Annotated in this window: 20 protein-coding genes and 1 riboswitch; of the genes, 16 read left to right on the top strand and 4 right to left on the bottom strand. The window is 54.9% G+C overall.

What is annotated here, in order from left to right; all coding sequences use genetic code 11:
• Positions 1-245 precede the first annotated feature (245 nt).
• The 5 genes from HWX89_RS05245 (at position 246) to HWX89_RS05265 (ending at position 8,876) form a co-directional block, all read left to right on the top strand.
• Positions 246-1,370, top strand: coding sequence for a glycosyltransferase family 4 protein (locus tag HWX89_RS05245; RefSeq protein WP_138793333.1), 1,125 nt, complete (start codon positions 246-248; stop codon positions 1,368-1,370).
• Between the two features lie 269 nt (positions 1,371-1,639).
• Complete coding sequence (locus HWX89_RS05250) at positions 1,640-2,698, top strand: acyltransferase family protein (RefSeq protein WP_178340632.1); 1,059 nt, start codon at positions 1,640-1,642, stop codon at positions 2,696-2,698.
• Between the two features lie 331 nt (positions 2,699-3,029).
• The gene (locus tag HWX89_RS05255) at positions 3,030-4,226 is read left to right on the top strand and encodes a polysaccharide biosynthesis/export family protein (RefSeq protein WP_138793335.1); all 1,197 of its coding nucleotides are present in this window, start codon (positions 3,030-3,032) and stop codon (positions 4,224-4,226) included.
• Between the two features lie 211 nt (positions 4,227-4,437).
• Positions 4,438-5,739: an efflux RND transporter periplasmic adaptor subunit gene (locus tag HWX89_RS05260; protein ID WP_138793336.1), complete on the top strand. Its 1,302-nt coding sequence runs from the start codon at positions 4,438-4,440 to the stop codon at positions 5,737-5,739.
• Positions 5,736-8,876, top strand: a complete 3,141-nt coding sequence (locus tag HWX89_RS05265; RefSeq protein ID WP_138793337.1) for an efflux RND transporter permease subunit — start codon at positions 5,736-5,738, stop codon at positions 8,874-8,876. The genes HWX89_RS05260 and HWX89_RS05265 overlap by 4 nt, the downstream gene beginning before the upstream one ends.
• A gap of 42 nt (positions 8,877-8,918) precedes the next feature.
• On the opposite strand, the gene smoA is transcribed toward HWX89_RS05265, so the two are convergent.
• From smoA to HWX89_RS05280, 3 genes are read right to left on the bottom strand one after another with little or no spacing between them, the layout of a single operon-like run.
• Entirely contained in the window at positions 8,919-9,443 is a 525-nt protein-coding gene (smoA, locus tag HWX89_RS05270) for an NADH-dependent FMN reductase SmoA (protein ID WP_138793338.1), read from the bottom strand.
• Entirely contained in the window at positions 9,443-10,336 is an 894-nt protein-coding gene (locus HWX89_RS05275) for an aldo/keto reductase (RefSeq protein ID WP_138793339.1), read from the bottom strand. Before HWX89_RS05275 ends, smoA begins: the two co-directional genes overlap by 1 nt.
• Complete coding sequence (locus HWX89_RS05280; RefSeq protein WP_138793340.1) at positions 10,336-11,493, bottom strand: LLM class flavin-dependent oxidoreductase; 1,158 nt, start codon at positions 11,491-11,493, stop codon at positions 10,336-10,338. The genes HWX89_RS05275 and HWX89_RS05280 overlap by 1 nt, the downstream gene beginning before the upstream one ends.
• Before the next feature lie 101 nt (positions 11,494-11,594).
• On the opposite strand from HWX89_RS05280, the gene HWX89_RS05285 reads away from it, so the two are divergent.
• The 11 genes from HWX89_RS05285 (at position 11,595) to thiD (ending at position 23,122) form a co-directional block, all read left to right on the top strand.
• Positions 11,595-12,299 carry a GntR family transcriptional regulator gene (locus tag HWX89_RS05285; protein ID WP_138793341.1) on the top strand — a complete coding sequence of 235 codons (705 nt, stop codon included), beginning with the start codon at positions 11,595-11,597 and terminating at the stop codon, positions 12,297-12,299.
• 323 nt (positions 12,300-12,622) lie between these two features.
• Positions 12,623-13,699, top strand: coding sequence for an ABC transporter ATP-binding protein (locus HWX89_RS05290; protein WP_138793342.1), 1,077 nt, complete (start codon positions 12,623-12,625; stop codon positions 13,697-13,699).
• Positions 13,700-13,751: 52 nt separating this feature from the next.
• Positions 13,752-14,987: an ABC transporter substrate-binding protein gene (locus tag HWX89_RS05295; RefSeq protein ID WP_138793343.1), complete on the top strand. Its 1,236-nt coding sequence runs from the start codon at positions 13,752-13,754 to the stop codon at positions 14,985-14,987.
• 177 nt (positions 14,988-15,164) lie between these two features.
• Entirely contained in the window at positions 15,165-16,076 is a 912-nt protein-coding gene (locus HWX89_RS05300; RefSeq protein ID WP_178340675.1) for a carbohydrate ABC transporter permease, read from the top strand.
• A 5-nt stretch (positions 16,077-16,081) separates the two neighbouring features.
• Entirely contained in the window at positions 16,082-16,936 is an 855-nt protein-coding gene (locus HWX89_RS05305; protein WP_138793344.1) for a carbohydrate ABC transporter permease, read from the top strand.
• Between the two features lie 3 nt (positions 16,937-16,939).
• Positions 16,940-18,931, top strand: a complete 1,992-nt coding sequence (locus tag HWX89_RS05310; RefSeq protein ID WP_138793345.1) for an alpha-glucosidase — start codon at positions 16,940-16,942, stop codon at positions 18,929-18,931.
• A gap of 36 nt (positions 18,932-18,967) precedes the next feature.
• A riboswitch (TPP riboswitch) is annotated at positions 18,968-19,070 on the top strand.
• 130 nt (positions 19,071-19,200) lie between these two features.
• Positions 19,201-19,986: an ABC transporter permease gene (locus tag HWX89_RS05315; RefSeq protein ID WP_138793346.1), complete on the top strand. Its 786-nt coding sequence runs from the start codon at positions 19,201-19,203 to the stop codon at positions 19,984-19,986.
• The gene (locus tag HWX89_RS05320; protein ID WP_138793347.1) at positions 19,983-20,927 is read left to right on the top strand and encodes an ABC transporter substrate-binding protein; all 945 of its coding nucleotides are present in this window, start codon (positions 19,983-19,985) and stop codon (positions 20,925-20,927) included. Before HWX89_RS05315 ends, HWX89_RS05320 begins: the two co-directional genes overlap by 4 nt.
• Positions 20,924-21,679 carry a hydroxyethylthiazole kinase gene (locus HWX89_RS05325; RefSeq protein WP_502707580.1) on the top strand — a complete coding sequence of 252 codons (756 nt, stop codon included), beginning with the start codon at positions 20,924-20,926 and terminating at the stop codon, positions 21,677-21,679. Before HWX89_RS05320 ends, HWX89_RS05325 begins: the two co-directional genes overlap by 4 nt.
• Positions 21,666-22,328, top strand: coding sequence for a thiamine phosphate synthase (gene thiE / locus HWX89_RS05330; RefSeq protein ID WP_138793348.1), 663 nt, complete (start codon positions 21,666-21,668; stop codon positions 22,326-22,328). Before HWX89_RS05325 ends, thiE begins: the two co-directional genes overlap by 14 nt.
• A complete protein-coding gene (gene thiD / locus HWX89_RS05335) occupies positions 22,325-23,122 on the top strand; it encodes a bifunctional hydroxymethylpyrimidine kinase/phosphomethylpyrimidine kinase (protein WP_138793349.1) in 798 nt (265 codons plus the stop codon). Before thiE ends, thiD begins: the two co-directional genes overlap by 4 nt.
• 37 nt (positions 23,123-23,159) lie before the next feature.
• On the opposite strand, the gene HWX89_RS05340 is transcribed toward thiD, so the two are convergent.
• A complete protein-coding gene (locus HWX89_RS05340) occupies positions 23,160-23,618 on the bottom strand; it encodes an Lrp/AsnC family transcriptional regulator (protein WP_138793350.1) in 459 nt (152 codons plus the stop codon).
• Between the last annotated feature and the right edge of the window lie 88 nt (positions 23,619-23,706).

Here is a 23,706-nt window from a genome sequence, read left to right on the forward strand (position 1 = left end):
CGGTATCTTGCCGGGAAATAAGGGGGAGCCAAGTTTTCGCAACTGCGAACAAAGCGCACCAAGGAGCAAGACAACTACATTTCCGAATACAGTCACTTTTTAAATTTTTTTTTAGTATTACAATTCGGCTTTCAGCACATTTTTTATTTCAGTCGCGAAAGACGACAACGACCCAAATAACCGCCAAGTATTTTTTACGCGACAGCGGGAAATCTATTTTTATTACGCCTAGATTTGAGGACATTATGAAGACGGCAATCGTGCACGACTGGCTCACCGACCGTGGCGGGGCAGAAAAGGTCCTTCACAACCTTCTTGAGATATATCCTCATGCGGATCTCTACTGCCTGGTAGACTTCATGAACGAACGCGATCGCGGTTTTCTTGGCGGTCGAAAGGTCCACACGTCGTTTATTCAGAAGCTTCCTTTTGCAAAAAAAAGGTACCGCTCTTACCTGCCCCTGATGCCTCTGGCTATCGAGCAGTTCGATCTCAGCCAATACGACCTGGTCATTTCATCGAGCTACGCCGTGGCAAAAGGCGTAATTACCGGTCCGGGACAATTTCATGTGTCTTACATTCACAGCCCCATCCGTTATGCCTGGGATCTGCAGCACCAGTATCTCAAGGAAACGAAGCTAAACACCGGGCCGAAGTCCTGGCTTGCCCGGGCAATACTCCATTACATCCGCATGTGGGATATCCGTACCGCAAACGGCGTCGACCTTATGACGGTCAACTCCAAGTTCATCCGTAACCGCGTGCGAAAATGCTACGGTCGTGACTCGACAGTAATCTATCCACCCGTGGACACCTCCCACCTCGCACCGTCCGAGGCGAAAGGTGACTATTTCGTCACCGCGTCACGCCTTGTTCCGTATAAGAAAGTGCCTTTGATCGTCGAGGCATTCACGAAGATGCCCGACAAACGTCTGATCGTTATTGGTGACGGACCGGAAATGCGACGCATCAAGGAAATCGCCACACCCAACATTGAGATACTCGGTTTTGTCGGCAATGACGAGTTACACAAATACATGGCCGAGGCGAAAGCTTTCGTATTTGCCGCTGAAGACGATTTCGGCATCGTACCGGTCGAATCCCAAGCGCTCGGAACACCGGTCATCGCTTATGGCAAGGGTGGCGTTCTGGAAACCGTGGTTCCTCTCGGTGCGTCCAACCAGCCAACCGGCCTGTATTTCAAGGAGCAGACGCCTGACGCGATTTGCGCTGCGGTGCAGGAATTCGTCGACAACTCTGAGCGCTTCGACAAGAACGCTTGCATCGACAACGCGGCACGCTTCTCACGTGAACGTTTCCTGCGAGAATTCGCCGACACCGTCAATTTTGCATTGGCGGAACGAGCATAGAAGCGGATTGGGCATAGCTACACACTCAAGAACGCGACTAAGTGTCAATCTGACGGCGAAGCAGTACGGAATGGACAATTCGTCTTTTTCCATGTTGAATACGAACAGTCGGCAATAGATGACGCGTAGATCGTCATCGCGCGACTTAAGATTTAATTTTATTTTTTAAATTCATTCACTTACGAGAAACGCTACATCCGCACGTACGGATGCATCAGAAACCAAGCCTTAAACGCCAATTTCAGTTCCGTTTGAAACGACATATTATTATGCCGCCCAAATATATTGCGAACATTCAGATCTTGCGTTTCTTCGCCGCGCTTTTGGTAACATTCGCGCATATGGGCGTGGCAATCGAGGATCGCGACGCAGGTTTTCGAATGATCTATCCGCTCGACTGGGGACTGGGCGTCGATATCTTTTTCGTTATCAGCGGCTTCATCATGTATTACCTGATGCACAACCGCTTTCAGGAGCCTGGCGTTTCGCGCGATTTCCTGAAACGCCGCGTCCTTCGGATTGCCCCCCTTTATTGGCTTTGCACGACGCTGATGGTGGCCTCAATCGTCGCTGCAGGCGCTCTCGTCAACAACAACGCCATTGACCTTCAACACATCGCAGCATCGTATCTGTTCCTGCCGTGGCAACGCACCGACGGACAGACGTTTCCCGTGCTTTCGCTGGGCTGGACGCTGAATTACGAAATGCTGTTCTACCTGCTTTTTGCCGTTGTCCTGTCGATGTCGAGGAAGACCGGTCTAATGGTCCTTGCCGGTGCATTTTCCGCGCTGATGGTCGCTGCAGCATTGGCTCCGCCATCCATGTGGCTTCTTCGCTTCTGGGGCAATTCAATCATCGGCGAGTTTCTTCTGGGCATTTTGCTGGCGATGATATTCATGCGCCCGGCGCGCCTTACCTTTTTTACATCATTGGCGCTGATGGTCGCCGGTGTCACCTCCGCTGTCTGTGTCTATCAGACGGAGAGCTATCTTTATTTGCCACGTCTCTTGACTGGCGGCATTCCAGCTTTGCTCATTACCAGCGCCATCATTCTGGGGCCGAACGCCCCTGCAAGCGCCCCATGCAAATGGTTGGCACGCGCAGGAGACGCATCCTATGCGCTTTACCTGACGCACCCCTTCGCCACCAAACTTGTAGCAATTGTGGGCATAAAACTGGGCTTGCCCACGATCCTGGTATTCGTCGCTGGTATCTTTTGCAGCATTGTCGTAGCAGCCACAGTCTATGTGCTTTTTGAAAAACCATTTACAAAACAAGCAATTGGTTTCTTCAGCAAACCTACAATGAAAGAAACTGCCGGGGCGTGACAAAACTGCACTAGCGAAATGCAATATTCTGAAGAGAATATCAGAAAATACTTTAGTAACTATCGACTGCCATATGCATACAACGTGGAGAATAATTCGACGGTGAAGTGACAAGAACCGGAGCTCTTTACCGAACAATAAACTTGAAGATGCCGATGAAATTGGGCATAGGCGCTTCGAGGGGTAATTATTTCGGGGGCGATTCCGTTAATTTTAAAGAACAACGGTTATATTTATTGTCGGCTTCATTTGGATAATTTCTTTTTCACGCACTTATACGATGTCTGGAACACGTCTGTTTTATCTGGGCAAAAAAATTTTTGAGGACCAAATGCGTTTTTTGAATGTTTCGTTTCTGCTTGCAACGGCAGCTCTTTCTGGCTGCACGGCAACCTCGGCTTCCGGCCCTGATGCGGCGACAATCGAATCCAACGCTTCTGTAAAGTTCACGACGCAGGACAAGAAGAAAACCGCTGGCGTTGACTACGCGCTGATTGACATCAATAGCGCCGTTCTGAACTATGTCAGTGACACGACCACCACAACCTTGCTCGGCAGTTTCGGTGGCGGCAAGGGCGGCGTACCCGCTCTGCCAATGGGTGTTGGGGATGTGGTTCAGGTCGCAATCTTCGAAAGTCAGGCTGGCGGCCTTTTCATTCCGAGCGATGCCGGCAGCCGTCCAGGCAACTTCATCAGCCTGCCGCAACAGACGGTTGATCGCGAAGGCAATATCAGCGTTCCCTATGCCGGTAAAATCCGTGCGACAGGTCGCAACGTCGAAGACGTCCAGCAGGAAATTGAAGAACGTCTCGCCAATCGCGCCATCGAGCCCCAGGCTCTGATCACCAAGGTTTCCAGTCGCTCGGCGCAGGCTGCCGTGATCGGCGACGTCAAAGAACCCATGAAGGTTCAACTCACTGAAGCGGGCGACCGTATTCTGGACGTGATTTCGCAAGCGGGCGGCCTGAGCGCACCGAATATAGAATCCTACGTGACGCTTATCCGTCGCGGCAAAACGGCCCGTATCAATTACAATCACCTTATCTCTACGCCAGCCGAAAACATTTATGTTGTGCCGGGCGACACGGTAACGGTCGAACGTGAACGACGCACCTATCTGGCCTTTGGTGCATCTGGCCTGAACGGCCGATTTGAGTTCGAAGATGCCGACCTCAAGTTGTCGGACGCACTTGGCAAGGCAGGAGGCCTGCTCGACTCGCGCGCGGACCCAGCCCAAGTGTATATCTATCGTATCGTCAGCCGCGAACTTCTCGTGAAACTGGGCGTCAACACGTCCAAGTTCCCAGGCGAGGAAGTGCCCGTCATCTTCCGCGCCAATCTGCGCGACCCGGCCACCTTCTTCGCGTCAACGAAGTTCCCGATGCAGGACCGCGACATCATCTACGTCACGAACTCGCAGGCCACCGAACTCTACAAGTTCCTGGATCTCGTTGGCTCTGTCCCGGCGACCGCCTCGAACGTATCGGGCGATGCACTGTCGACACGCAACAACATCCGCGCGTTCTGATCGGACGTCTGAAACCTGTCAAAGAACAACCGCCCGGAAACGGGCGGTTTTTTACTGCGCCACAAGGCTGGATCGCCCATTGGCATCCGCGCCATTACAAAAGTTTAAGGTGATTTCGGGGGCCTTTGGGTGTCTTGTGCAACAAAGCCGACACAAAGGCTTGCCGCGCATGTTCGGGAAGCATGACCTGCTGATTTAGCGGAATTGCCAGATGAAACGTTTCTGGACCACTGTTTGCGTTGTTGCTGTTGTGGCGACAGGCGCATGGACCTACAGGGATCGGTTACCTCTTGACGAGATCCCCTACCTCAAGAATTTTGCCACACCAGCCTCTCACCAACAGGTACCTGATACGGATCACACCGTTCCTGGAACAAGTCAGCAGGCGGCAACGACGGAAAGTGGACACCAGCAAGGCGGTCAAAGGCAGGGCGCAGGCCGCCGCAACGGCGGTCCACCGACCGTCAGCACCATCGCAGCCGGCAAAGACACACTGCCCATGGACGTGTCAGCAACAGGCTGGGCGGTGGCAGCAGACATAACCAACATTGCGCCGCTTCAGGCAGGATTGGTAACGCAGATCTCTGCGAATGATGGGCAGCACATCAAGGCAGGTGACCTCATCCTTAAAATGGATGATCGCATCGCGAGCGCAGCAGTCGAAAAAGACAAGGCGAATATCGCAGCCGACCAGGCGACACTTGAACAGACGGAGGCAGCATTCCAACGCGCTGCCAACCTCGTCAAACAAAGCGCGGAATCACAGCAGGCCCTCGACCAGGCTCGGGCAGCGCGTGACTCGGCGAACGCAAAGATTGATGCTGATCGCGCTACACTTGCCGCCGATCAGGTGTCCCTTGAGCACATGGAAATTCGCGCACCTTTCGACGGAAGGCTCGGCGATATCAGTGTCAGTCCCGGAGCCTATCTAAGTGCCGGGGTCAGCGTTGTGACAATCACCAAATACGATCCCATCTCGGTAAGTTACCGGCTCTCTCAGCGTTATCTTCCAGAACTTAGAGAAGGTCTTCAGAAGGATACGGTCGTCGATGTTGATCCTGCAGCGACCGGCGGCGAAGCTCTGCACGGCACTCTGCGCTTCTATGACAACACGGTCGACCAGACATCAGGCACAGTTCTCGCCAAGGCCGAATTCAAGAACGATCGCGGTCTTTTGTGGCCCGGCCAGTCTGTCAACGTTACCACCCACTTCACGTCAAACAAGGAGATGATCGTCTTGCCGACGGTCGCGGTGCGCCCGGGACCGAAAGGTGATTTCGTCTATACAGTTGATGAAAGCCATCATGTTCACATGAACGAAGTGAAGGTAGCCCGCTCGAACGCTGACCTCACCGCAATCGCAAGCGGCCTTGACGGTGGCGAACATGTCATCGTCGAAGGCCAGTCAGAACTGACAGACGGACAATTCGTCAATGAGCAGTTCTCTGGCAAGGCGGGTGATCACAACACGCTTGCCGACAATCTCTCCCGGAAAACGGCTGGTGACCAATGATACCCAGCTTTTGCATCAATCGCCCTGTTGCGACGACCTTGCTTGCCATCGGGCTCATTCTGGCCGGCCTTGCCGGTTTCCGACTTCTGCCTGTTGCGGCACTGCCTAAGGTCGATTTTCCGACAATCAGTGTTTCGTCATCGTTGACCGGTGCGTCGCCGCAGACGATGGCAACGTCGGTGACAACACCTCTGGTGAAGCAGTTCGAGACCATTCCCGGCGTGAGTGAAATCAGCGCAACCAATACACTTGGCAACAGTTCCATCGTGCTGCAGTTCGATCTGAACCGCGACATCGATGCTGCCGCGGCCGACGTTCAGGCAGCCATTTCTCGCGCGCAACGGCAATTGCCGAGCAACATGACAACGACGCCGAGTTACCGCAAAACGAACCCTGCGGATGCTCCAGTTTTGTTGTTGGCAGTCAACAGCAAGGAGATGCCGACGAGCAAGGTGGACGAGATCGCCGAAGATATCATCTCGCCACTTCTGTCCACAATTTCGGGTGTCGCGCAGGTTTCAATCTACGGCGCACAAACCTACGCGGTGCGCGTTGGGCTCGACCCAGCAGAGCTCCAGGCGCGTGGGCTTGGTGTCGATACGGTGACGACGGCAATCGCACAGGCAAACAATCAGGCCCCGGTCGGAGCATTGCAAAACGATGCTCAGCGACTGACGATACAGGCAGACACACAGCGCACCGACGCCGACGCCTTCCGTTCACTGGTAATTGCAACTCATAATGACGCTCCGATCCATCTTGGCGACGTCGCAAAAGTAACAGACAGCATCGCCAACACCGACGCCGGAAGCTGGTTCGACGGCGAACAGGCCATCATTCTCGCCGTGCAACGCCAACCGGATGCCAACACGGTAGACGTTGTGGACGCGATCAAAGCGAAGCTCCCCTCGCTTCGTCAACAATTGCCACCGTCCGTCAATATCAACGTGATGAACGACGCCTCGACTGCGATCAAAGACGCCATTTCGGACGTTCAATTCACGCTCTTCTTGACCATCGGCCTTGTCGTGGCTGTCATTTATCTTTTCACAGGCCATCTGACTGCGACGATCATTCCCGGCCTCGCCGTACCATTGTCGTTGATTACCGCTTTTGGGGCCATGTATGTCCTCGGCTACAGTATCGACAACATCTCTCTGCTCGGGTTGACATTATCGGTAGGTCTGGTCGTGGATGATGCGATCGTAATGCTCGAAAATATCCTGCGCCTCCATGAAGAGGGTTTACCTATGCGTGAGGCAGCGCTGCAGGGCGCCGCCGAAGTGAGCGGCACAATCCTTTCCATGTCCGTCTCTCTTGTTGCCGTCTTCATCCCCATCCTCCTCATGGGTGGAGTTATCGGCCGATTGTTCAACGAGTTCGGCATGGTCGTCACTCTCGCGATCATGGCATCCGCACTCGTCTCACTGACTGTGACACCGATGCTGGCCTCCCGACTTTCTGGCCATTCATCCAAGCCACCAGCTATCATCCGATGGTTCGATCAGGGATTTGAACGTACCTTACGTCTTTACGGCAAAGCCGTTGGCTGGTGCCTGTCTCACCGCGTGGTCGTCCTTTCTTCTTTTCTGGCTTCAATCGCCGCCTCAGCCCTACTGTTTCAAACCCTGCCCTCAAGTTTCTTCCCCCAAGAAGATATCGGGCGTCTCTCTGTCTCGACGCAGGGACGCGAAGACATTTCCTATAGTGCAATGCGTGATCTGCAGGCACAGGTCGCAGATGCGATCCGCACGAATCCTGCTGTCGTGCATGTGACCTCAATTGTCGGCGGCAACTCACGCAATCCGCTGAACAACGGCTCGATGTTCGTCGAACTGAAACCGAAGGAGGAGCGCGCGCCTCTGTCACAGATACTTGCCGAACTTGGTCAAGCAACTTCCAAAATTGCCGGTATCCGGACCTACATCAACCCGCAGCAAAGTCTGCGTTTTGGCGGCCGCAGTTCAGCCAGCCAGTACCAGTTGGTCGTACAAGGGCTGAACGCGGATACCACGAACGAGTGGTCAGGCAAGCTCATGGAAGCGATGCGCCGCGACCACACATTCACAGCCGTAACATCGGACGCCCAGAATGGCGCTATCGCGGCAACAATCACGGTCGACCCGGAAAAGGCTGCCGCATTCGGCATTACCAATGACCAGTTGCGCAAGACCCTTGAAATGTCCTTCGGCGGCTACACAGCCGCACAGATCCAATCGACCGGCGACAGCTACGATGTGATCGTCGAATTCGACAGTTCCAAACCTTGGAATGACGATTTCCTGAGCGACATAAACATTCTTTCCGCAAAATCGGGAGCGCTGGTTCCCCTTTCCAATTTCGCGATGTTGACCCGAACTCAGGCACCGGTGACCATCAACCAAACAGGCCAGCTCGTTTCCACCACAATCTCGTTTAACCTGCCGGACGGTACAGCACTGTCTGACGCGACCAAGCGTATCGATGAGATCAAGGCAACCATTGGACTACCGCAGGACGTGTTCACCAGTTACGGCGGAACAGCAGCAATTTTTCAGCAAAGCCAAGGCAATACCGGGATACTTATCCTTGCTGCAGTTCTGACGATCTATGTCGTACTCGGGGTACTCTACGAAAGCTTCATTCACCCCCTGACCATCCTGTCGGGCTTACCGGCAGCGGCATTTGGCGCGTTGATAGCGCTGAAGGTCATGGGGATGGACTTCTCGATTATCGCGTTGATTGGGCTACTGATGCTGATCGGCATTGTGAAGAAGAATGCGATCATGATGATCGATGTTGCCGTTGAACTGATGCGCAACAAAGGTGAACCGGCGCCCCGTGCAATCCACGAAGCCTGTGTAAGGCGTTTCCGTCCGATCATGATGACAACGTTTTGTGCCCTGCTCGGAGCGTTGCCTATCGCGCTGGGGTCAGGCGCAAGCTCCGAATTGCGCCAGCCGCTCGGGATTGCAGTCGTCGGCGGACTTATCGTCTCACAACTGCTGACACTCTTTATCACGCCTGTGATTTTCGTGGAGATGGACCGCTTTGGCGGATTCCTGAAGCGGAAGTTTTCCAGGAAGAAAGCACAAGAGCAGCATGCTGCGCCCGAAAAACCGGATCTTCCCGAGCGACCGGAAACGGTCGCCGCCTGACCCAGGGGTCAAGAAAGCGGCGGCCGTAAGCAATGCCCAATATTACTGCTTCGAAAACCGGCCGAACGTACCACCGGAGAAACACAACGGGTCGCCATCTCGATGTGCGGCTCGCAGCACCTCGCCAATGATGATCGTGTGGTCACCCGCATCATGCGCCACCGAGCGACGGCACTCGAACCGAGCAAGAGTCCCCGGTATGACCGGAACACCTTCCGCATTCGTTTCCCACGCCAGATCGTCGAAAGCCCGACCGCTTTTGACGAAACGCATCGACAGAGAATCCTGATCGGCGCTTAGCACATGGATGGCGAAATGCGTTGCGTCGTTAAAGGCGGTATGGCGCGAAGAACTCTTGGCTGGCGACCAGAGAACCAAAGGCGGATCGAGGGACACCGACGCAAAGCTGTTTACGGTGATACCAATCGGTCCATCCGCCGTCGTGGCAGTCACAACTGTGACACCCGTCGTGAATGCGCCAAGCGCATTGCGGAAACTGCGACTATTTTCACCACCCGGAACAAAAACATGTTCGTTGGGCATGCTGACTGCTTCAACCATTGTCATCACGGCACCTCACGTCCGGTTGCAAGTGTGTAGAGTTCAAACCACGTTTGACGATCGAGCTTTACGCGCGTTGCATCAGATGCTGCAGCAATTCGCGCCAGATTGTTGGTTCCCAGCACCGGTATGATCCTGGCCGGGTGACGTAGAAGCCATGCGACGGCGACTGCAGTGGCATCTACACCCTGCTCATTGCCAATCCGTTCCAAAGCGGCAAGCAGCTCTCCCCGATCGGCACTGAAGAGCGAACCTCCGCCAAGCGGCGACCATGCCATCGGGAAAACCCGCTTTTCCTGCACGAAGGCAAGATCACCATTGGTGAAGGCTTCCGTAGCGACGAGGCTCAACTCTATCTGGTTCGTTACCAAGCGATTGCTCATTGCCGATTGCAGCAATGAAAAGTCATAAGGGCGGAAGTTCGAAACACCGACAGCTTTCACCTTGCCGCTGGCAACGAGTGCATCGAGCGCCTTGCCTGTTTCTTCCGGATCGATCAAAGGATCTGGCCGATGGATCAGGAGGAGATCGACGTGATCTGTTCCTATGTCCTTTAGCGATGCATCAACGGAGGCGTTTATGTGACCGGCTGTCGTGTCATAGTGCTTCACGCGAGCTGCGGCGTGACGACCGACGGGAGCTACAATTCCACATTTCGTGACGATCTCGATCTTATCGCGCAGCGAAGGTGATGCCTTCAATCCGGCGCCAAGGATCGCTTCGGCGGTATAGCCGCCGTAAATGTCGGCCTGATCCATGGTCGTAATGCCTTGAGAAAGGCAAGCTTCGATCTTGGCCTGAACATGGGCCGGAGAGGTATCCGCATCATCACCGATGCGCCACATGCCATAAACGATGCGGCTGAGTTCAAGTGTTTCAGAAAGAGCGATGCGTTCCATCAGTGGCGTTCCCCGTTGCCGAGCGGCGTGGCAGGCGTTTCAGTGGGCACCCGGCCATAGGCATGAGGCAGGGAGCAGGTTTTCATTTGCGGGAGAACCTTGGTGCCGAAATGTTCGGCTTCGTCAAGATGCGGATAACCGGAAAGGATGAAGGCTCGGATGCCCATCTTCTGGTAATCCTCCAGCGCCGAAAGCACCTGATCGGTGGATCCTACGAGTGCAGCACCGCAACCGGAACGGGCGCGTCCGATGCCAGTCCACAGATTGGGTTCGACGTAACCAAACTTGTCTGCAAGTTCGCGGGCGCGCGCCTGATGCGAGACACCGAGCGATCCGCTGTCGTGTGCGCGATTGCGAATAAGCTGCCCGTACTCGTCATCGAGTTTAGAGACGAGGTGATCGGCGTATTCCCGCGCTTCTTTTTCGGTGTCACGTACGACCATGTGGACACGAAGCCCGTAGTCCAAAGTACGCCCGTGCGCGGCAGCGTGCGCATTGGCAGCGCGCATGCGATCGGCTAGCTGGTCCTTCGTTTCCGGCCACATCAGATAGACATCACATTGCGCGCCGCAAAGCTCCAGAGCATCAGGCGAATAACCGCCGAAATAGAGAAGCGGACCACCATTCTGCTGATAGGGTCGCGCCGGGTCAGTCGATATCCCCTTGAACTGGTAGATCTCGCCATCGTGATCAATCGTATCGCGTGTCCAGGCCTGTCGCAGGATTTGTACAACCTCGTGGCTGCGTTTGTAGCGATAGGCGCTATCGGCCACTTCACCAGGGAAATCTGAGCTGATTACGTTGAGCGTCAGCCGGCCCTTCAGCATGTGATCGAGTGTCGCGACGGTACGCGCCAGCATGATAGGCTGCATCTCACCGCAACGGATCGCGGCAAGAAAATTGATACGATCACTGATCGGGGCACAGCCCGCAACAAAACTCAAAGTGTCCTGCCCAACCTGATAGGATGAAGGGCAAAGGATATTGCGGAATCCGAGTTCCTCCGCCTTTTTGACGATGTCCGAGCAATGCTCCCAGCTCGACCGCAGGCTGCCATCCGGTACGCCGAGATAGGCATAGTCATCGGAACACAGCGCCGAGAACCAGGAGACCTCGGCAGCGTCGATGTCAGCGGATGTTACGGGTACGACGGTCATTCATTTCCTCCTCAATGCCGCTCTCGTTTTTCTTGCATAACATCAAGAAATATGTAAATCAATGATGTATCAATTTTTGTTTAGCGGGAGGCGTGGCAAACATGAAGAACACGGGTGGAAGTCTGCCGATGTATCTGCAGATTGCAGAAATGCTGGTGAGAGAGGTCGCTGCAGGCCGGTTGATTGATGGCGAAAAGCTCGCTCCGGAACGGGACATGGCGGCAGATTTGGGTATCGCGGTTGGCACGTTGCGTAAATCACTCGCCGAACTCCAGGAACGCGGTTTGCTGGAGCGCATTCAAGGGTCCGGCAACTACATCCGCGCTGTCAGCGATCCCCAGAGCGTCTATGCGTTTTTCCGACTGGAACTGATCAATGGCGGCGGTTTGCCCACGGCGGAGGTTCTGGACGTGCAGAGACTTGCAAAACCCGCTGATCTTCCGGATTTCGGCGCCTCAAGCGAAGGCCACCGGATCAGGCGCCTGCGCCGAATTTCTGGAAAACCGGCAGCAATCGAGGAAATCTGGCTGGACGGCTCGTATGTTGACCAGATCACTCTCGATAACCTTTCCGAGTCTCTCTACCTCTATTACCGCACACGGCTTAACCTCTGGATCTCGAAGGCCGAGGATCGGATCGATCTCGGCAAGACGCCGGACTGGACGCCGGAAATTTTCGGACAAAACGCCGGCTCTCTTGTGCCACGCGTCCTACGCCTCAGCCAGGCACAGGACGGAACAGTCGCCGAAGTTTCATGGACATGGTTTGACCATAGCGTTGCGCGTTACGTGTCCCGTATGCGCTGAATTTTGCAGCACAGAGCAATATAGAAATTTGACTGCCGGCAAGGGAAGGAGCGCCCCCAATGCGACATAATTTCGGGATATATTTCTATAATTCAACAGCTTGCAAGTTTTTGATTTCTGTCAGAAATAAAATTGATACACTATTGATTTCCTATTAACGAACGGTAATATCACTAACCAAGGGAGATTGGCGTTTCGCCGCCCCACGGCATCATCCCGGCGACGGGTCAGATTCCGACCGGGAACGATGCGCCGTTATTGGAGGCTTGAATTGACCGCAGCGTCGTCGTGACGTCGGACATTCAGGTCATGAGGAGGAAAACATGGCTTCGGTCAGCCTGCGAAAGCTGGACAAGAGTTACGGCGCGCTGCGCATCGTAAAAGGTATCGACCTCGAAATTGCCGACGGCGAATTTGTGGTATTCGTCGGCCCGTCCGGCTGCGGGAAATCAACGACATTGCGCATGGTCGCTGGCCTTGAGGGCATCACCGGCGGTGACGTTCTGATCGGTGACCGGGTCGTGAACAAACTGCCGCCACGTGAGCGAGACATCGCCATGGTATTTCAGGACTATGCGCTTTACCCGCACAAAACAGTCCGCGAGAACATGGGTTTCAGCCTCAAAGTACGTGGCGTAAACGCATCGCAGGCGAATGCCAGCATTGACGAGGCTGCAAAGATGCTCGGGATCGAGCACCTTCTCGATCGTCGACCAGGGCAACTTTCCGGCGGCCAGCGTCAACGTGTGGCCATGGGTCGCGCGATCGTAAGGCGCCCACAGGTGTTCCTGTTTGACGAGCCGCTATCCAACCTTGATGCGAAGCTTCGCGGACAGGTCCGAACCGAAATCAAGCGACTGCACCAGCAACTCGGCACGACGATCATCTATGTCACCCACGACCAGGTCGAGGCGATGACATTGGCCGATCGCATCGTCATTTTGCGGGGCGGCGATATCGAGCAGGTTGGCACGCCGGACGAAGTTTACAACAATCCGCAAAGTGTGTTTGTCGGCGGTTTCGTCGGCGCCCCTGCAATGAACTTTGCAAAAGCCAGGGTTACCGGTGACACCCTGTCCTTCAGTGACGGAAATCGGCTACCCTTGGCAGCTGTCCGCAAGACGCGTGAAACAGCACTTGAGGGTCGCGATGTCATCGTGGGCATCCGTCCTGAGCACTTTGGGCCGGCGGAGGCTTTTCCCAGCCAGCTTTCAGTCACCGTACAGGTGGTTGAACCGCTCGGTTCAGACACACTGGTCCATTTCACCCTCGGCGACGCCGCACTGACGGCAAGAATGCCGCCACAGGAGCGGCCCATACCCGGGCAAATCATGAATATCGGTGTAGACCCCTCCAAGGTGCATCTCTTCGACGCACAGACGGAACGGTCGATCCATTAATACTGATACGGCTGTGTCCGTTGTCGCATAAATATCAAAACGGGAGGAAAACATGAAATTCAAAGCTTTGACGGGAGCAGCACTTTGCGCTGGCCTATTTGCCTTCACAGGGCAGGCACTGGCGGATACGCAGCTCAAGATTTTCGTCTCCAGCCAACACCAGCCCGACGTGTGGCGCAAGGCGCTTGACCAATACGAGGCAAAAACGCCAGGCGTTAAGGTGACCATCGAGACGGGTGGCAACACCTCTGAAGCTCAGGCACAGTACCTGAACACCATCATGTCGGCGAAGGACACAAGCCTTGACGTCTTGATGTTGGACGTCATCCGTCCTGCGCAATTCGCAGCCGCAGGCTGGACCAGCGATTTTTCCGGCAAGGATATGTCATCCTATCTGCCGACCTACGCGGAAGCCAATACGGTTGACGGCAAGATCGTCGCCCTTCCTGCTTTTGCGGACGCGATGTTCCTTTATTATCGCAAGGATCTTCTCGACAAATACGGCATTCAGCCGCCCACCACCTGGGACGAACTGAAAGATGCTGCCAAGAAGGTGATGGAGGGCGAAAAGAACCCCGACCTGCAGGGTCTGTCCTTCCAGGGAAAAGCGATCGAAGGCGCAGTTTGCACTTTCCTCCTTCCCTACTGGAGCGAAGGAAAGTCTCTGGTTGAACACGGCAAGCTGAACTTCGACAGCAATGCGGCGACCGCTTCGCTCAAGCTCTGGAAGAGCTTCGTGGATGAAGGAGTTGCCAAGAAAAACATTTCCGAAGTTGCAACCGATGATACCCGCAAGGAATTCCAGGCCGGAAAAGCGCTGTTTGCAGTAAACTGGTCTTACGCCTGGAACCATTTCCAGGGCAAGGAATCTGCTGTTACCGGCAATGTTGGTGTTGCGCGCCTTCCCGCCGTCAAGGGTGGCGAACAGGCAACCTGCCTCGGCGGCTGGGAATTCGGCGTTTCGGCGTATTCCGAACATCAGGACGAAGCCAAGAAACTGGTCGAATACCTGTCGGGCGAGGACGTCTCGAAATTCATGGCAATCAATGCAGCACTGTTACCGACCTATGGCTCGCTCTACAAGGATGGTGAAGTGACCAAGACCATCCCTTGGTTCGCCGATGCGCTGCCGGTTGTCGAAACAGCGAAGGCCCGTCCCGTAACACCGCGTTACAATGAAGTCAGTGAAACGATCCGCACCACTGTCAATGGCGTGCTCGCGGGCGTCATGACGCCGGAAGATGGCGCCAAACAGATGGAAAGCCGTCTCAGACGCGTTCTTCGCTGATAAAAACCCGGCCGGAAAGCGCGCTGATAAACCGCATCTTTCCGGCCCACTTTCTCAAGCAGACAACCGCCCGACAGACGCGGTAAAACGGACCAGACGACATGTCGGTCCGATCGGGAGACGACTGACGTGAATCCAGTTGCAGGAGTGGCAGACGTGACGATGCCAGAAAGAACCATGGTCAGGATCGACGAGAAAAAGCCACCCCGGTGGGTCCGATTGCTCGATCTCGGCGATGGTCCTCTCGCGGTGATGCTTCTGGCTCCCGCAGCAATCCTTTTGACGCTTATCATTGTCTATCCTGTAGGGCGACTGGTCTACACGAGCTTCTTCAGCCTTTCTCTGACCTCAGGTTTGCCTGCGGAATTCATCGGCTTTGAAAACTATGTCGCGATGTTCGATGATCCGGTATTTTGGGAAACCACCTGGAACACGGTCTTGATCACGCTGATTACTGTGCCGGGAGCGCTTTTCGTTGGTCTCGGGTTGGCGCTGCTTGCCAACCTGCCCTTCACGATGCAGTGGCCGATGCGGCTGTCGCTACTTATTCCATGGGCGCTGCCACTATCATTCGCCGGTCTGATTTTCGCGTGGTTCTTCCATTATGAATATGGCGTCGTCAACGATGTCTTGAACCGACTGGGTTTTGAAGGCGTTATCTGGTTCAATTCGCCTAACTGGGCGTTTGCTGCAATTTGCCTGACGATCATCTGGAAAACATCATCCTTCATGGCATTGATGATCCTGGCCGGCCTGCAAACCATCCCCAAGTCGCTCTACGAGGCAGCAGACGTTGATGGCGCGGGTAAAGTCAGACAATTCTTCGAAATCACCCTGCCCCTCCTGAAGCCTTCCATCGTCGTGGCTCTTATCTTCCGTACGATTACGGCGCTTCAGACATTCGATATTCCTTTCATGATGACGGGTGGCGGTCCAGGGACATCAACCACGACATTGGCCATGTACATCCACCAGAACACGGTATCGTTCCTTGATCTCGGTTACGGTTCGGCGCTTGCGGTGATGATGTTCGCGCTGTCGATGTGTGTGACGGCCGTCTATCTCCGCATTATCCGGGCCAAGGAGTAATTATCATGAGCACCGTCGCCACCTCCGGCCTCGCGTCATTCTTTTCCGGCAAGCCGCTACGTTTTATTGCCGCCTCCATCCTTCTGGTAAACGGCCTGTTTCCTGCGATCTGGATTCTGTTCACATCGCTCAAGACAGAGGCAGAACTCACGGCAAAACCGATCACCTGGCTCCCCCATGTGCCGACGCTTGCCAATTACATGCAGGCATTCTCCGACCAACCGCTGCACCAGTTTCTTTTCAACAGTTTCATGGTAGCGTTGCTTTCAACTGCATTGACGATCCTGATTTCGGTATTGGCGGCCTATGCCTTAGCGCGTCTCAACCTGAAATACCGGGCGTTGATTCTTTCGCTTATCATCGCAGTATCGACGTTTCCGCTGGTCACCCTGCTGGTTCCACTGTTTGAAATTATGCGCGCGCTCAACTTGCTCAACAGCTGGACGGCACTCATATTGCCTTACACGGTGCTTTCACTTCCAGTGTGTACACTGATGCTGGTTTCATTCTTCGAGAGTATTCCGCGCGACCTAGAAAATGCCGCCATGATCGACGGGTGCACCCGCATCGGCGCATTGTTCAAGGTAGTCGTACCGCTCTGTGCACCTGGCGTTTTCACGGCCGGCATTCTTGCCTTCGTCAACGCCTGGGATGAATTTCTCCTTGCACTTTCATTCAACTCGAACCCGGCTCTTCGCACCCTTCCGGTGGGCATTCAGCTCTACCAGGGCGAGTTCGCTTTCCCCTGGCCTGTCATTTCGGCAGCACTGGTGGTCGGCATTGTGCCTGTCGCAATTCTGATCGTCATTTTCCAGGAGCGGGTTGTTTCCGGGCTCACCGCAGGCGGTCTAAAAGGTTAAGTCATGTTACTTGAAAAGACTGATGAAGGATTCACGTTGTCGATCGACGGACGCGTGATCCTGACCCATACCCCAAAAAAACCCGCATTCTTTGCCGGTTTCGGTCAGGAGCGGATGGATATGTATCGCGGCAACTTCGATATCGAAGACTATGTCGTCGAACGTTCGCCGCTTCATCACGCTGATGTCGATCGCAATACCATCTCGCTGGCATCTGCGGCGGGACAGCCGCCGCGATTGCAACTGACGCTGGACGGCAACATCCTTCGCTTCACGACACTTGACGAAAGCATCAATCGCCTCTGGCTGCGGACTGTTGCGGAGCCTGACGAGCATGTCTGGGGTGGCGGCGAGCAAATGTCCTACTTCGACATGCGTGGCCGGCGTTTTCCGCTCTGGACCTCCGAACCGGGCGTCGGTCGCGACAAGACGACAGAGATCACATTCAAGTCTGACGTCAGTGGCAAGGCAGGGGGTGACTATTACAACACCAATTACCCCCAACCGACCTACCTCTCGTCTCGCAGATACGCCCTCCACATAGAGACCAGCGCATATTCCGCCTTCGATTTCCGGAGCGATGATTTTCACGAGCTGGAGATCTGGGCAATTCCGGAAAAGATCGAGTTTTTCTCAGCCGATAGCTTTGCCGATATCGTCTCGATGCTCTCTTTGCGTTTCGGTCGCCAGCCCGAACTGCCGGAGTGGGTTTATAACGGCGCGATCATTGGTTTGAAGGACGGCGTGAATTCCTTTGCGCGGCTGGAAAAAATCATGGCTGCTGGCACCAAGGTTTCCGGCCTATGGTGCGAAGATTGGGTTGGCCTTCGTCAGACCTCGTTCGGTGCGCGCCTGTTCTGGGACTGGCAGGCAAATGAGACACGCTATCCGCATCTGCGCCAGAAGATCGCCGAACTTGCCGATCAAGGCATTCGTTTCCTCGGCTACGTCAACCCCTACCTTTGCGTTGATGGCCCGCTGTTTCCGATTGCTGAAAAAGCTGGTTACTTCGCAACCGACAATGACGGAAAGACTGCACTGGTCGATTTTGGGGAGTTCGACTGCGGCGTTGTCGATTTCACCAATGCAGATGCAGCAACCTGGTTTGCCGAAGAAATCATCGGCAAGAATATGCTCGACTTCGGTCTGTCCGGCTGGATGGCGGATTTCGGCGAATACCTGCCGATCAACATTCACCTGGCCAACGGCGTGGATGCAAAACTGATGCATAATGCCTGGCCAACTCTCTGGGCCGAGGTTAATGCCAGAGCTGTTGAAAGTCGCGGCAAGACCGGTGAGACACTGTTTTTTATGCGAGCAGGCTTCACCGGGGTTCAGGCACACTGCCCGCTTCTGTGGGGCGGAGATCAATCGGTCGATTTTTCCCGACACGACGGCCTTGTCACGGTCATGTCAGGGGCGCTTTCCTCCGGCCTGCTTGGCAACGCCTATCACCATTCCGACATTGGTGGCTACACCAGTCTGTTCGGCAATGTGAGGACACCGGAGCTGCTCATGCGCTGGGCGGAAATGGCTGCTTTTACGTCCGTCATGAGAACCCATGAAGGCAACAGACCCCGTGACAACATTCAAATTGACCAGGACGACGAGGTCCTGGAGCACTTTGCAAGGATGACGGCGATCTACGTTGCACTTGCACCGTATTTGAAATCCCTTTCGTCGGAGGCAGCACAGACCGGCCTGCCAGTTCAGCGTCCGCTTTTCCTGCACTTTGAGAGCGATCGACAAACCTATGCCATCCAGGACAGCTATCTCTATGGTGCAGACCTGCTCGTCGCTCCGGTATGGAAAGCAGGTGAAAATGACCGGTCGTTATACCTGCCAGGCAATATTGACTGGGTTCACGTTTGGAGCGGTGAGCGTTATGCGGGCGGCCAGAATGTCACAGTAGATGCCCCACTCGGCAAGCCAGCAGTATTCTATCGCGCCGGAAGTGCATTCAGCTCAATTTTCGAAGCCGTACAGACGATCTGAGCCGTTGACAGAAAGCTAAAAAAGCGACAGTTTCCGACCCATTCCGAGGGGAGCACCGTACGGTGCTGAGATGGCGATGAGCCGGACCCTTGAACCTGATCCGGGTCATACCGGCGTAGGAACGGAAACTGTCGCCTTACAATGGGACACTCTTTCTCTTCTCCGCTCTGCCTGGGTCTCCGTGATTGTCATGTCTGGAGATCGATTGATGATGTTGCATTACCGTTTGATTGTCACGCGACACCTCAGATCCGTTTGCCGCTAGTCACATGCGAGCCGCTCATGCGTTGCACGGCGTGCTGGTCCTGCTGATTGTATGGCAGACAGGCACATGGTTGCTCTCGCCTCCCCGCTACATATTGCCGACGCCATTCGACGTCTTCAGCGTTTTCATGCGCCAATCCGGCTTCCTATTCAGTCAGGCCGCCGTGACCTTGGCGGAGATGGCTATTGGCCTTGCATTGGGCATTGCCAGCGGGATTGCCGTGGCATTCTTCATCGCCGCCATGCCACGTTTGGGACGCCTTGTGTGGCCAATGGTGATTGTCCTTCAAGCGTTTCCGGTATTCGTCCTTGCTCCGATCCTTGTCCTCTGGTTCGGCTTCGGCATGGCCTCGAAAGTTGCCATGACCGCGATGATCATCTTCTTTCCTGTCGCATCCGCATTCAGCGACGGTCTCAGCAGAACCGATCGCGACATCCTGGATGCTGCCTCCCTGACCCAGGCAAGCGATTGGCAGATCCTCACCATGTTGAGGGTACCCTTGGCTTTTCCATCGCTCGTTTCCGGGTTGCGCGTTGCTGCGCCACTTGCTCCGCTTGGCGCGATCATCGGCGAGTGGGTCGGAGCGTCGTCTGGCCTTGGCTTCGTCATGATCCAGTCAAACGCCCGGATGCAAACAGACGTCATGTTTGCCGCGATGGCAATTCTGGCAGCGATGGCGGTGCTGCTTCGTCTGATTGTCGACCAAGCCACCAAGGGCTTCGCTCCCTGGGCGCACGAAGTCAAAAAACCTATTTATTCTAGAAACTTGCGGAGGAAATCCGAACCATGAAAAGAATTTTTTTGCCACTCCTTTTTGCCGCAGCAAGTTTGCTTGTGCCAGCCCAGTCGCAAGCGGCTGACAAGCTGACGGTTCTCCTTGAGTGGTTCGTAAATCCCGATCACGCTCCCATGGTAATCGCGAGGGAACGCGGACTATTTGCAGATGCAGGGCTTGATGTTGAACTGATCCCGCCTGCCGACCCATCTGCCGTACCGCGTCTCGTTTCGGCAAAACAAGCGGATATCGGTGTTCATTACCAACCGAACCTTTATCTCGATCATGACGCAGGGCTGCCCATTGTCCGCTTTGGAACGCTCGTCGAAACACCGCTGAACACGATCACGGTGCTGGCCGATGGGCCGATCAAGAGCCTGAAGGATCTGAAGGGCAAAAAGGTCGGCTTCTCGGTCTCTGGCTTCGAAGATGCTATGCTGAAGCGAATGCTGGAGAAAGACGGACTGAAAAAAGACGACGTTGAACTCATTAATGTGAATTTCTCGCTCTCCCCGTCCCTGATTGCTGGCAAGGTCGACGCAACGCTTGGCGGTTTCCGCAACTTCGAGCTGACCCAAATGAAGCTTGAAGGCCATGAGGGCCGTTCGTTTTTCCCGGAGGAACACGGTGTTCCAGCTTACGACGAACTGATTTTCGTCGCACACCGTGAGACCGCCTCAGATAGCCGCCTGCCACGTTTCCTCGACGCAGTTGAGCAGGCTTCCATCTTCATCACCAACCACCCGCAGGAATCGTGGCAAAATTTCATCAAGGCCTATCCGAACCTTGATGACGAACTGAACAAGTCCGCATTTTTCGATACATTGCCGCGTTTTGCCAAACGCCCGGCCGCGCTCGACACCAAACGTTACGCCAAATTTGGCGCATTCATGCAGGAGATGCAGCTGATCAAAAAGGCACCTGCAGTCAGTGACATCGCAGTGGAACTGGAATGATGACGACATCCGTGGCAGAAACAATACCGAGAGCCGCGAAAGCGGCCGAGGTTCTCGAAACCGTCAGGCAGATGCGCCCCCGTGTGCATTGCCTGATGAATACGGTGGTTCAGAAATTCACGGCGGATGGCATCACAGTCGTCGGCGGAATTCCATCGATGACCACGTCGCTCGAGGAGATCGAGAGCTTCGTTATCAAGGCGGATGCCTTAACGATCAATCTCGGTACTCTCGATGCGGAGCGCCGTAAAGTTATCAGACTGGCCGTCGATATAGCCAATGCTGAAGGAAAGCCGTGGATCATCGATCCCGTTCATTGCGACTACTCCCCCTCCAGATTGGCCTTCGCCCACGAACTTATTGCACTCGGGCCGACCATCGTGCGTGGCAATCACGCCGAAATGAGCCTTATCGGCGATCTACCTGGCATAGTCAGCATCGAAACTGGGCCAGTCGACCGCCTGAAAACCAAAGATCGGGCCGTAAAGATCGTAAACGGCCACCCATGGATGGCAAAGGTGACCGGAACCGGCTGCCTTTCCGGTGGCGTCATCGCTGCATTCATGGCGGTTGAAAAAGATCCGCTCGCCGCAGCCAGCGCAGCCCTTAGCGTGACGGGCGTTTCCGCTGAGCTTGCAGCACAATATTCCAATGGGCCGGGCAGCTTTGAGCCGGCATTTCTGGACGCGCTTTCAGCTCTTTCCGGCAACGACATTCTAATGCACGCGAGGATCGAACATGACCCAAGTTGATTACCGCCTTAACGCGCTGGTCGACGCCAGTCTTTCTGACATTGCCCCGCTATCGGAACTTGCCCTTTGTGCAGCGCTCAACGGCGCAACCATCCTGCAATATCGCGATAAAACCAGTTCCACCCGTGCCATGATCGAAAATGCACGGGCGATCCGCGAAGCTATTATTGGCACGGGTGTTCCCCTGGTTATCAACGATCGCGTGGATGTAGCACTCGCCTCGGGAGCAGACGGTGTACACCTTGGTGTTGACGACATGGACGCAAAGACTGCACGACAAATTCTAGGTCGTAGCGCCATCATCGGTCTCACGGTCAAGAACATGGCGGATGCGGTTCGGGCTGCTGCTATGCCGGCCGACTACGCTTGCATTGGAGGCGTTTTTGAAACCGTCTCGAAGGTCAATCCCGATGTGCCCGTCGGCATTGAGGGTCTCTCAACACTCCGAGCCTATTTGCGCGAGCAAAGGCCGGACATGCCGGTAGGCGCAATTGCGGGCATTGATCTTGGACGCGTTCCAGCCGTAATTGCCGCAGGCGCCGACGGCGTCGCGGTCATATCGGCGATATTCCGCGCCACCGACATCTCCAAGGCTGCCGGTGACTTCCGTGCCCTGATCGACAATTCGCTAAAAGAGAGGGCGTCATGACCGCCATTGCCTTGACAATTGCAGGCTCGGACAGCGGTGGCGGCGCTGGTATCCAGGCGGATATCAAAACCTTCTCGGCGCTCGGTGTCTATGCCGCCAGTGTCATCACTGCAATCACAGCCCAGAATACGAAGGGCGTAACGGCCGTCGAGGATATATCCGTTAGTACCATCAGCGCCCAAATGGATGCGGTCTTTTCGGATCTGAAGGTCGATGCGGTCAAGATCGGCATGGTATCGCGCATTGAAACCATCGAAGCGATCGCCGCACGGCTTCGCGTGCAGCCCCAGCCCGTGGTGCTCGATCCTGTGATGGTGGCAACCTCAGGTGACAGGCTGCTGCACCAGGATGCAATTCAAACGCTTCGCCAGCAACTGTTGCCAATCGCCACCATTGTCACACCGAACCTGCCAGAAGCCGCCCTTTTGACAGGAAGGCCGCTCGCCGCGTCAAAACATGAGATCATCGAGCAGGCTGAAGCCATATTGAAGGTTGGTGCAAAAGCCGTCCTCATCAAGGGAGGACACAGCACCGGCGAGGAAAGCACGGACTATCTTTTCACCGATGGAGCGATGCACGCCCTCTCAGCAGCACGTCTTGAAACGAAAAACGACCACGGCACCGGTTGCACACTCGCCGCTGCAATCACCGCGTATCTGGCGCTAGGTCATCAGTTGCACGACGCAGTCGGCCTGGCGAAAGACTATCTGCACGGCGCGCTTGAAGCCGGACGAGATCTTGCTGTTGGGCAAGGACGAGGTCCGGTGCATCACTTCTATCGCATGTGGAGGTGAAACGGGATCGTCGAGCCGCTCCGGCCTCCGATGATCGTCATCTTGGCTTCGGTGTTGCGAGCACGTTGCGAATGGCAAAGCTTGAATGAATGCGCGAAACGCCCGGCAACTTCGAGAGGATTTCCTTGTGAATCCGTTCGAAGTCACCGGCGCTTTCCGCCTCGCAGCGCAAAAAATAGTCAGATCCGCCGGTCATCAGATAACATTCACGTATTTCCGGATAGCGGCGCACGGCATGTTCAAAACGGTTGAGATAGTCCTCGGTCTGACGATCGAGGGTAATCTGAACGATAACCGAGATGACCTCGCCTCCCGCAAGCCCGCTCGTCAGTGCGGTATAGCCACGAATGATGCCTTCGCGTTCGAGAATATCGACGCGACGCAGGCAGGCTGAAGCGGAGAGCCCAACCTCTGATGCGAGCTTGGCGTTGCTGATACGGGCATTCAGCCGAAGCAGACGAATGATGTGGCGATCGGTAGCATCGAGTACGGGCATAGATCCTTCCAATTCTTAGACGAAAATTGCGCATAATTATCATCATTCGCACTTTATTCTGACAATTACCAAGATATTCGACAATCGT

Origin of the sequence: Rhizobium sp. RM, from assembly GCF_013390595.1 — a bacterium.
Lineage (GTDB): Bacteria > Pseudomonadota > Alphaproteobacteria > Rhizobiales > Rhizobiaceae > Agrobacterium.

Excerpts from the sequence above, each read along its gene's own strand:
- HWX89_RS05250 (WP_178340632.1), top strand. The coding sequence starts at position 1,640 with ATGCCGCCCAAATATATTGCGAACATTCAGATCTTGCGTTTCTTCGCC.
- HWX89_RS05280 (WP_138793340.1), bottom strand. The coding sequence starts at position 11,493 with ATGACCGTCGTACCCGTAACATCCGCTGACATCGACGCTGCCGAGGTC.
- HWX89_RS05285 (WP_138793341.1), top strand. The coding sequence starts at position 11,595 with ATGAAGAACACGGGTGGAAGTCTGCCGATGTATCTGCAGATTGCAGAA.
- HWX89_RS05265 (WP_138793337.1), top strand. The coding sequence starts at position 5,736 with ATGATACCCAGCTTTTGCATCAATCGCCCTGTTGCGACGACCTTGCTT.
- HWX89_RS05255 (WP_138793335.1), top strand. The coding sequence starts at position 3,030 with ATGCGTTTTTTGAATGTTTCGTTTCTGCTTGCAACGGCAGCTCTTTCT.
- HWX89_RS05245 (WP_138793333.1), top strand. The coding sequence starts at position 246 with ATGAAGACGGCAATCGTGCACGACTGGCTCACCGACCGTGGCGGGGCA.
- HWX89_RS05305 (WP_138793344.1), top strand. The coding sequence starts at position 16,082 with ATGAGCACCGTCGCCACCTCCGGCCTCGCGTCATTCTTTTCCGGCAAG.
- thiD (WP_138793349.1), top strand. The coding sequence starts at position 22,325 with ATGACCGCCATTGCCTTGACAATTGCAGGCTCGGACAGCGGTGGCGGC.
- HWX89_RS05290 (WP_138793342.1), top strand. The coding sequence starts at position 12,623 with ATGGCTTCGGTCAGCCTGCGAAAGCTGGACAAGAGTTACGGCGCGCTG.
- HWX89_RS05275 (WP_138793339.1), bottom strand. The coding sequence starts at position 10,336 with ATGGAACGCATCGCTCTTTCTGAAACACTTGAACTCAGCCGCATCGTT.
- thiE (WP_138793348.1), top strand. The coding sequence starts at position 21,666 with ATGACCCAAGTTGATTACCGCCTTAACGCGCTGGTCGACGCCAGTCTT.
- smoA (WP_138793338.1), bottom strand. The coding sequence starts at position 9,443 with ATGACAATGGTTGAAGCAGTCAGCATGCCCAACGAACATGTTTTTGTT.
- HWX89_RS05295 (WP_138793343.1), top strand. The coding sequence starts at position 13,752 with ATGAAATTCAAAGCTTTGACGGGAGCAGCACTTTGCGCTGGCCTATTT.
- HWX89_RS05260 (WP_138793336.1), top strand. The coding sequence starts at position 4,438 with ATGAAACGTTTCTGGACCACTGTTTGCGTTGTTGCTGTTGTGGCGACA.
- HWX89_RS05340 (WP_138793350.1), bottom strand. The coding sequence starts at position 23,618 with ATGCCCGTACTCGATGCTACCGATCGCCACATCATTCGTCTGCTTCGG.
- HWX89_RS05325 (WP_502707580.1), top strand. The coding sequence starts at position 20,924 with ATGATGACGACATCCGTGGCAGAAACAATACCGAGAGCCGCGAAAGCG.
- HWX89_RS05315 (WP_138793346.1), top strand. The coding sequence starts at position 19,201 with ATGCGAGCCGCTCATGCGTTGCACGGCGTGCTGGTCCTGCTGATTGTA.
- HWX89_RS05320 (WP_138793347.1), top strand. The coding sequence starts at position 19,983 with ATGAAAAGAATTTTTTTGCCACTCCTTTTTGCCGCAGCAAGTTTGCTT.
- HWX89_RS05300 (WP_178340675.1), top strand. The coding sequence starts at position 15,165 with ATGGTCAGGATCGACGAGAAAAAGCCACCCCGGTGGGTCCGATTGCTC.
- HWX89_RS05310 (WP_138793345.1), top strand. The coding sequence starts at position 16,940 with ATGTTACTTGAAAAGACTGATGAAGGATTCACGTTGTCGATCGACGGA.